Here is an 8,177-nt window from a genome sequence, read left to right on the forward strand (position 1 = left end):
TATTTAAGTCTTGCTTTGGTAAGACTTTTTCTTTTGTTTAAAAAGAAAAAACGATCAAGTCACTTGATCGTCTATTGATAAATACCAAATGAGTAGATTAACGTACGGGACGATAAATTTCGTCATAGTAGTAGTTGTCTGAGCCCATGGTGGTGAAGTTCGTCAGTGACTTGAAAGCATCACTTTCACGCCAAGCGGTTAGGTCTTCAAAGTCGTTCCAAGCCGTCAGGAGAACCAGGGTGGAACTTTCGTTGTGGTTGGCAACGGAAGTCATTAAGACACCGTTAGCAATACTTGGTGCATCGTCAACAATCTTCTCCAGACTGTTGTAGAGCAACTTTTGTCGGTCGCCATTGACCTGGAATGACTGGTAGTACAAGATACCGGCGAGGTTAGCATCCAGCGATGACTCCAGAACATTCAGGGTAACTGGTGACTTGAATACCGTTTCCTCTCCAGATAGGTCAAACAGGGCGAGCTTATTGCTATGCGTAGATGCCTGCATTAACTTGAACTGGCGATCGGGGTTATTTTTAATGATATCTTCTAAAATTTGGTGTGAGCCAAACGTAAAACTAACTTTAGTTAACACGAAGATCCCTCCTATTCAATGTATACTCTATTATTATAGTACAGTTTAGCCTAAAAGACGGATGGAAGTAGTCAATAATTAAATAAAGGTAAATTTACTTACAAAAAGTTAATAAATTTGCTGAATTCCCTTTTATCGCTTGCTATAAGATAGTATAATATTAGTTGTATTAATGAATGTTGTCGTTACTAATCTTTAAGGAGGCTTTTATTTAATGGTTATTCTCTACACGTCTCCAAGTTGTACCTCCTGCCGCAAGGCTCGTGCCTGGTTGCAGGAGCACAACATTCCATTTAAGGAACGAAATATTTTTTCTGAACCGTTATCACTTGATGAGATAAAAAACATCTTACGGATGACGGAAAATGGAACTGAGGATATTATTTCTAAGCGGTCCAAGGCTTATAAGAAGCTGAATTTGGACCTTAACGAACTGCCGATGAAGCGGCTTTTTGCCCTGATCAGCAAGAATCCAGGCCTGCTACGGCGCCCAATTATCATGGATGACAAGCGGCTGCAGGTGGGGTATAACGAGGACGAAATCCGTCGTTTCTTACCACGAAAGGTACGGGCGTTTGAGCTGGCCGAGGCTCAACGCAAGGCAGATCTGATTTAATCACTTGCGAGGCAGAAAGTGGGCTTCTCAATCTAGGACGAAGATGGTCTAGGAGGAGCGCTTAGGAAGCAAAGCCTGTTCGTGTAATTATTTGGTAAATTAGTAGTGGCTGGTGAGAAAACGTGTTTTCTCCTGGCCGCTTTCTTTTAGCTTTACTTTTTTATGATAAAGGCTTTAGAATAGTAACTAATGATTTAAATTGCGGATCTAGGAGGTGCTGCCAATGGAAATGGAACACATAAACAAAAACACGATTCGCGTCTTAATCAATAATGATGATCTGAGTGCCCGAGGAATTACCATTCTGGATCTCCTGGGTGACCACCAGCAGATTGAGGATTTCTTTTACAGCATCTTGCGTGAGGTTGACACTGACCACCAATTTCAGGACAACGATACGGTAACCTTTCAGGTAATGCCAACGGAGAAGGGGCTGGAGTTGTTTATCAGCAAGAATGATCCTAATGATCCCAATAATGATAACAGTGCTCAGATTGCTCAATACATCAAAAATAACCTGGCGCGCTCTGCCGCTGCTCAGCAGGAGGGACGGCCAAATGACGATGCGGTGCATTCGATGCCGTTGCAGCAGGCCAATGCGGGTGAGCCGCACCAGGCAAATAGCTGGCGGGTGGTTGCCTTCGACTCTTTCGAGGACCTGGTCGACTTTGCTCGCATCGCCGAGGATGAGGATGTCGTGAGTGAACTGTACAAGTATGCGGGCAAGTACTACCTGGCCCTCCAGTACTTTCAACCGGTTGAAAACGATGGCCTAGTAAAGGATAGTCTGGCCCTCGCCTATGAATATGGTAACCCGACAGCGACGACGCCGGTTTATCTGAGTGAACACGGGAAGAAGCTGATGGCTGTCTCGGCCCTGCATACGATTCGTCACTACTTCAATTAACCACAAGCGTGAGATTTATCTCGCGCTTTTTCTTTTTCCCTCCGTATATATAGGGTAGGGGGTGAGAGTGATGCTTGTTGCGATGAAGGCTGGACAGCTGGTTCTGGCCGACAATGCCCACGATAAGACTGGCTACTCTTGTCCGGGCTGTCACGAACCGGTGATCTTACGGCGGGGACGTCACAAGATTGCCCACTTTGCCCACCGACCGGGGAGTCAGTGTCAGCTTGGGGAGGGAGAGACAGCCGAACACCTCCTCGGTAAACGTCAGCTATTGCAGTGGTACCGGCAGCGGGGCGAACAGGTCGAGCTAGAGGTTTACCTGCCCCAGATCGCGCAGCGCCCAGACCTACTGCTGATAGAACGGGGACACCGAGTGGCAATCGAGTTTCAGTGTAGCCCACTGAGTCTGAAGCGGCTCCGGGAGCGTAATGCCGGTTACCGCCAGTGCGGCATTGGCTTTCATTGGCTGCTTGGTGCTCCCTACCAGCGCCGTCATCTGCAGGGACCTAAGATAGCGCAGTTCACCCAGGAAGTGGCTGGTCAGCCGGGCCTACTCTTCTGGGATACCCGTGTTGGTCGCCTGGTGGTACGGCGGGACCTAGTACGCTGCTCCTTTACTCACGGGACCGGGATGCGGCCGGTGTCTGTGGTCAAGGTCCAGACCCGCCATCTCGACAGCCTCCAGTATGGTCGTGGTGGCATTGCTGCCCGCCAGCTACTGGCTAAATTGCCGAGTCGCCGTCCGCTAGCGGCCTGTCCGTTAGTCTGTCATGATACCGTTCCAACTTGGCCGTTGCTGGATGAGCCGGTTATCATATGGCGGATCCGGGTTGTCATGGCCCTCACTCGGCTGCCGATCTTTTACTTTTGGTCGCAAGCGCGGTGGCAGGGATGGCTGATGGCAACAGTGGCAGGCCACTGGCTTGGATTTGCCTGCCTTGATCCGCACGAACTGCGCAGTGGTTTACTGGGGAACTTCACGCGGGATCTACTGCGGGAACAAATCCTGATTGCCTGCCCGGGAGGCTACGTTCTCTTTCGGCACCCACACTGGTTTGCCAGTGTTGCCGAGAAGCTAAACCTACTAGTACGGGGTGGGCTTTTGTCGGTCGGTGGATTAGAATAGGAGAAAAGGGGATGAAGATTTTGGAAAAACATACTTGCACGACACTCTTGGTGGGCAAGAAAGCAACCCTGGACGGTTCAACAATCGTCTGCCGAGAAGAGGACTACGGTAACGCCTTTGCCCCGCAGCGCTTCGTCTACGTCAAACCGGCGGATCAGCCGCGTCACTACGCCAGTAAGACAACGGACTTCACAATCGACCTGCCGGATAATCCAGTTGGCTACACGGCAACCCCGGACGCGGACAGCTCCGCGGGGGCCTTCGCGGCCGGGGGAATTAACCAGCATAACGTTGCCATGACGGGGACTGAAACGATCACGACCAATTCCCGGATCCTCGGGATTGACCCCTTCAACGCCACCGACGGAATCGGTGAGGAGGACCTGGTAACCCTGGTTCTGCCGTATATCAAGACAGCACGGGAGGGGGTAGAACGGCTGGGGAAACTGCTCGAACGCTATGGAACATATGAGTCAAATGCGATCTCGTTTGGTGACCATGACGAGGTCTGGTATATGGAGACAATTGGCGGCCACCACTGGGCTGCCGTACGAATTCCGGACGATGCCTTCGTGATTGCGCCCAACCGGCTGAACATTGCCGACTTCGACTTCAGTGCGGCCAATACCATGTGCTCGGCCGACTTAAAAGGGCTGATTGATGATAACCGGCTTAACCCGTCCCTTGATGGCCACTATAATCTGCGGCAGATTTTCGGGAGCCAGACAGTTACCGACACCCGCTACAACAATCCCCGGGCCTGGTATGTGCAGCGACAAATAAGCGTTAACCCGACCGGTCAGCCAACTGACCAGGACCTGCCCTTTATCTGTCACCCGCGGCATAAGCTATCCGTGGAAGAGATTAAGCAGTTAATGAGCTCACATTACCAGGGGACGACATTTGATCCCTATGAGCGCGACCATGCACCATACCGGTCAATCGCCCTCAACCGGAACTTGGAGCTGCACATCCTTCAGATTCGCAACCATGTACCGGACACCATTGCCGGGGTTCACTGGCTTGCCTTTGGCCCCAACGCCTTCAACACGGTGGTACCTTTTTATGCCAACGTCACTGATACCCCGGCTAGCTACCGTGATACACCCGTTGATTATGCTTCTGGCAACATGTACTGGCTGACCCACACGATTGCGGCGATCGGGGACAGCCACTATGCTAAGGCTCAGTCGATGGTTGAAGCCTATGAGCAGAAGGTAGTCGCTACTGCCCGACATATTCAGCGGACGACTGACCAACAGGTTGACCCGGCTAACCCTACAGAAGCATTAACCGCGGCCAACGAGCGGATGGCGGCCGTCGCCATGAAGGAGGCTACGGTCCTGCTGGGTAAGCTGGTTAAGGTCGCCTTTGGGGATGCAAGGCTGCAATACTAATCGCCAAATATAATGAAAAGGGACCAAAAATATCCTAACTCAAAAAATCCGAACCATAAATTTTGAGAAATCAAAATCATGGTTCGGATTTTCATTTAAGGTAAGAGAATTACGGCAATTATTTAGTTGCTTATTCCAATTTGATTGAGCCTACTTTTGAACGATCTTTAGGTCTGGCCGGTGGAATTGGGCGGCAAACTGGGCCGCACTCTGGCGGTGGTCAAGTTTATTTTCGCGGAAGACCTGGATGAGGGTCTCATAGTCGAAGTCAGCGATGAGGTAGCCATAGTCCGTCTGGTCGGTATCGAAGACGACCGCCGTAGCTGTTTGGGTGACCCCTAGTTCGGCGGCCATCTGCTGGTCCTCATGAAAGGCCTGGCGGGCGAGATTGGACTGGCGATCCTCGAGGAACATCTCCAGATCCAAGCCAGCAGCCTTAGCGACTCGTTCAGCTAACTGCCGTGAATAGTCGACCTGGTCCTTGACGATGGCGTCCTGGAGCCGTAAGAGGTAGCACCGGCCCCGTTTACGGCCTTGGAAGAGAGCGGCTTTGTAGTCTAAGATGACCTGGTAGATGGTGTCAGCAACGTGTTGACGCACGGTCAGGTCATGACTGCTAAGGTCGTACAGGCGTAAGGTATCGTTAATTGTCTGCATGTTAAACAGCGGGACAAATTGATAATTAATTTTGGCATTCAGTTCATGATCTACCCGCAAAACGTCATTTTCACAGCGGAAACAACGTATCCCCAAGGGGTTGACAAATAAATGAATCTCAAGCATCAACTGCTCCTCCGATCAAAATAACTTTAACTTGATTTGTGAACATTTTCAATTGTGGCAAAAAAAGTGCGTCTTGTAAAGTAAACTGCATCGGTCCCACCAGTTCATTAAAGTATGCTAAAATAATATTCAGATTTAACGGGAGGCTTTAATATGATTGAAAATTGGCAGCACTTCTTATTGCCATATCAACAGGCCGTCAATGAATTAAAGGTTAAGCTACGCGGGATGCGTAAGCAGTATCAAGAGCAGGGCGAGCACTCGCCGATTGAGTTCGTCACCGGCCGGGTTAAACCGGTTGACAGTATCAAGGAGAAAATGGTGCGGCGCCACGTCCATGAAGACCGGTTAGAGCAAGATATGCAAGACATTGCCGGCCTGCGGATCATGTGTCAGTTCGTTGAGGATATCTACGTCGTGGTCGACCTCTTGCGACAGCGGAGCGATATGACCATTCTGGAGGAGCGGGATTACGTCACCAATGTCAAGCCGAGTGGTTACCGGTCCTACCATATTGTGATTGAGTACCCGGTCCAGCTGGTGACGGGGGAGAAGAAGATCCTGGCCGAGATTCAGGTGCGGACCCTCGCGATGAACTTCTGGGCAACGATTGAACACTCGTTGAACTATAAGTACCAGGGGGTCTTCCCCGAGGAGCTGTCAGCCCGGCTTCAGCGCGCGGCTGAAGCGGCTTTCCGCCTGGACAATGAGATGTCGGAGATTCGTGAGGAGATCAAGGAGGCGCAGACCCTGTTCTCCCAGCGGACAGCGGCCCAACCGATAAAAGCGGATGATGAGCAGGATAAGGAGAAAAGACAGCATAATGAAAGTAGCGATTTATAACAACGAGACGGCCGAGTCCCAGCGGGTCACCAAGCTACTCCGGGCAGAGATGAAGAAGGCTGGACTGGTGTATGATCAGCAGCAGCCTGAGGTGGTCATCACGATCGGTGGAGACGGCACCCTCCTGTCGGCCTTTCATCACTATCAAAAGCAGCTTGACCGGGTACGCTTTGTCGGCATTCCCACCGGGCACCTGGGTTTCTATACCGACTGGCGTAACTTTGAGATTGATGATCTAGTCGACAGCTTGGTCCATGACAGTGGCCAATCGGTCTCCTACCCGCTGTTAGACATGCGGGCCGTCTATTCGGATGGGGTGGTGGATCACTTCACCGCCTTAAACGAGTCGACGATCCGTAACATCACCAAGACGATGGTCTGTGACGTCTACATCAACAACCAGCTCTTCGAGAATTTTAGGGGGGATGGGCTCTGCATCTCAACACCAACCGGGTCTACCGCCTACAACAAGTCGGTCGGTGGGGCAATCATGGATCCCCATAGCGTCGGCTTCCAGCTGGCCGAGATGGCATCCTTAAACAACCGGGTATTCCGGACTCTAGGCTCACCAATCATCTTCGGTGCCGATACCAAACTGATGCTGCGCCTACGGGATGTCAATGGGCACGTGCTGACCTGTGATCGGGACCAGCTCATGTTGAAGAATAAGGCCGGGCAGCGCTACCTGATGGAGCTGGCCTACCAGGTCTCAGACCAGAAGATTAACTTCGCCCGCTACCGTCACACCAACTTCTGGAACCGGGTTAAGGATTCATTCATTGGCGAGGCCCGGTAATGGAGTTTAGCTGGAAATATCAGCAGGCCGTCCCCCGACGGCTACGGTCGGCACTGCGGATGATGGGGGTGACCAGCTCTTTAATGAAGGTGGCCATCTACCACGGCGGTAAGATGCTAATTAATGGTGAAGAGAAGTGGGCGGTTGACATGGTCCAGCCCGGTGACCGTTTCTCCCTGGTCCTTCCACCCGAGGCGGGGAATGAACACGTCGAAGCCTACCCGGCACCGATTCAGATTGTTTACGAGGACCGGGACTTCCTGGTCCTGAATAAGCCGGCTGGGGTGGCAACCGTCCCTGCCCATCACGTAGCGGTACCGGACAGCCTGGTCAACCGGGTCAAGGCCTATTATCAAGACCAGGCCTATGAGAACCAGGTGATTCACGTGGCGACCCGCTTGGACAAGGATACCAGTGGACTGGTGATCTTTCCCAAGCATCGTTTTGCCCATGCCGTCCTCGACCGCCAGCTGAAGCACCACCAAGTCAAGAAAAACTACCTGGCCCTGGTCCAGGGGCAGTTGCAGGCCACTCACGGCTACGTCGATGCCCCGATCATGCGTGATCCCGAGTCGTTTGTCCAACGGATGGTCGGCGCAGGGGGCAAGGCCTCGGTTACCGAGTATTGGATTCATGACCGTAACAAGCAGGGATCGTTGGTCAAGATCCGCCTCCATACCGGACGGACCCACCAGATTCGCGTCCACTTCAGCTACTTGGGCCACCCGCTTTTCGGGGATGAAATGTACGGACAGGGGTCTGCTCTCATTGCTCGTCAGGCTCTTCACTGTTACTGGTTGCAGTTCTATAGCCCGTTTAAGGACGCCAACATCACGGTGACCGCGCCCTTACCGGCTGATATGCGGACGGCAATTGCAGCCCTCAAGCTAAATGAACCGAAAAAACAACCTGGGAAATAAGCTTCTCGGCGCCCTGTACGGCTAGCCTAGAGCGGAGGTTGACGCTGGAGGCGTCGGCCTTCGTTCGTAGTCAAATAAACTTGCTACGCTGCGCTAGACGCTAAGGGCGCGCTTACGATGCGAAGCTAGCCTATTAGATTTCCCGTAACTGCACTGTAATATTCGGAAAACTAATAGTGGCTGGTGAGAAAACA

9 protein-coding genes are annotated in these 8,177 nt (G+C 51.8%); 7 read left to right on the forward strand and 2 right to left on the reverse strand.

The features are described 5' to 3' along the window. Positions 1-97: 97 nt before the first annotated feature. On the reverse strand, positions 98-592 hold the full coding sequence (locus tag FD34_RS06940) for an antibiotic biosynthesis monooxygenase family protein (protein WP_057808062.1): 495 nt from the start codon (positions 590-592) through the stop codon (positions 98-100). 214 nt (positions 593-806) lie between these two features. Between FD34_RS06940 and spxA the strand changes: the two genes are divergently transcribed. From spxA to FD34_RS06960, 4 genes are all read left to right on the forward strand, one after another. Then, positions 807-1,208, forward strand: coding sequence for a transcriptional regulator SpxA (spxA, locus tag FD34_RS06945; protein WP_057808064.1), 402 nt, complete (start codon positions 807-809; stop codon positions 1,206-1,208). A gap of 223 nt (positions 1,209-1,431) precedes the next feature. Next, positions 1,432-2,115, forward strand: a complete 684-nt coding sequence (locus tag FD34_RS06950) for an adaptor protein MecA (protein ID WP_057808066.1) — start codon at positions 1,432-1,434, stop codon at positions 2,113-2,115. Positions 2,116-2,185: 70 nt separating this feature from the next. Beyond that, a complete protein-coding gene (locus tag FD34_RS06955) occupies positions 2,186-3,244 on the forward strand; it encodes a competence protein CoiA (protein ID WP_057808068.1) in 1,059 nt (352 codons plus the stop codon). Positions 3,245-3,255: 11 nt separating this feature from the next. Then, complete coding sequence (locus tag FD34_RS06960; protein ID WP_057808070.1) at positions 3,256-4,641, forward strand: C69 family dipeptidase; 1,386 nt, start codon at positions 3,256-3,258, stop codon at positions 4,639-4,641. Positions 4,642-4,791: 150 nt separating this feature from the next. Here the strand turns inward: FD34_RS06960 and FD34_RS06965 are convergent, their stop codons facing one another. Further along, complete coding sequence (locus tag FD34_RS06965) at positions 4,792-5,424, reverse strand: DsbA family protein (protein WP_057808072.1); 633 nt, start codon at positions 5,422-5,424, stop codon at positions 4,792-4,794. Between the two features lie 153 nt (positions 5,425-5,577). Between FD34_RS06965 and yjbM the strand changes: the two genes are divergently transcribed. From yjbM to FD34_RS06980, 3 genes are read left to right on the forward strand one after another with little or no spacing between them, the layout of a single operon-like run. Next, a complete protein-coding gene (yjbM, locus tag FD34_RS06970; protein WP_057808074.1) occupies positions 5,578-6,267 on the forward strand; it encodes a GTP diphosphokinase in 690 nt (229 codons plus the stop codon). After that, positions 6,248-7,063 (forward strand): NAD kinase, encoded by an 816-nt coding sequence (locus FD34_RS06975; RefSeq protein WP_057808075.1) that lies wholly within the window; start codon positions 6,248-6,250, stop codon positions 7,061-7,063. Before yjbM ends, FD34_RS06975 begins: the two co-directional genes overlap by 20 nt. Continuing rightward, complete coding sequence (locus FD34_RS06980; protein WP_057808078.1) at positions 7,063-7,983, forward strand: RluA family pseudouridine synthase; 921 nt, start codon at positions 7,063-7,065, stop codon at positions 7,981-7,983. The genes FD34_RS06975 and FD34_RS06980 overlap by 1 nt, the downstream gene beginning before the upstream one ends. The last annotated feature ends 194 nt before the right edge of the window (positions 7,984-8,177 follow it).

This window comes from Limosilactobacillus pontis DSM 8475 (assembly GCF_001435345.1).
In the GTDB taxonomy this organism is placed as follows: domain Bacteria; phylum Bacillota; class Bacilli; order Lactobacillales; family Lactobacillaceae; genus Limosilactobacillus; species Limosilactobacillus pontis.

What these genes read in the sequence shown, in the direction of transcription:
- spxA (WP_057808064.1), top strand. Translation starts at nt 807, where the DNA reads ATGGTTATTCTCTACACGTCTCCAAGTTGTACCTCCTGCCGCAAGGCT.
- FD34_RS06950 (WP_057808066.1), top strand. Translation starts at nt 1,432, where the DNA reads ATGGAAATGGAACACATAAACAAAAACACGATTCGCGTCTTAATCAAT.
- FD34_RS06955 (WP_057808068.1), top strand. Translation starts at nt 2,186, where the DNA reads ATGCTTGTTGCGATGAAGGCTGGACAGCTGGTTCTGGCCGACAATGCC.
- FD34_RS06960 (WP_057808070.1), top strand. Translation starts at nt 3,256, where the DNA reads ATGAAGATTTTGGAAAAACATACTTGCACGACACTCTTGGTGGGCAAG.
- FD34_RS06965 (WP_057808072.1), bottom strand. Translation starts at nt 5,424, where the DNA reads ATGCTTGAGATTCATTTATTTGTCAACCCCTTGGGGATACGTTGTTTC.
- yjbM (WP_057808074.1), top strand. Translation starts at nt 5,578, where the DNA reads ATGATTGAAAATTGGCAGCACTTCTTATTGCCATATCAACAGGCCGTC.
- FD34_RS06975 (WP_057808075.1), top strand. Translation starts at nt 6,248, where the DNA reads ATGAAAGTAGCGATTTATAACAACGAGACGGCCGAGTCCCAGCGGGTC.
- FD34_RS06980 (WP_057808078.1), top strand. Translation starts at nt 7,063, where the DNA reads ATGGAGTTTAGCTGGAAATATCAGCAGGCCGTCCCCCGACGGCTACGG.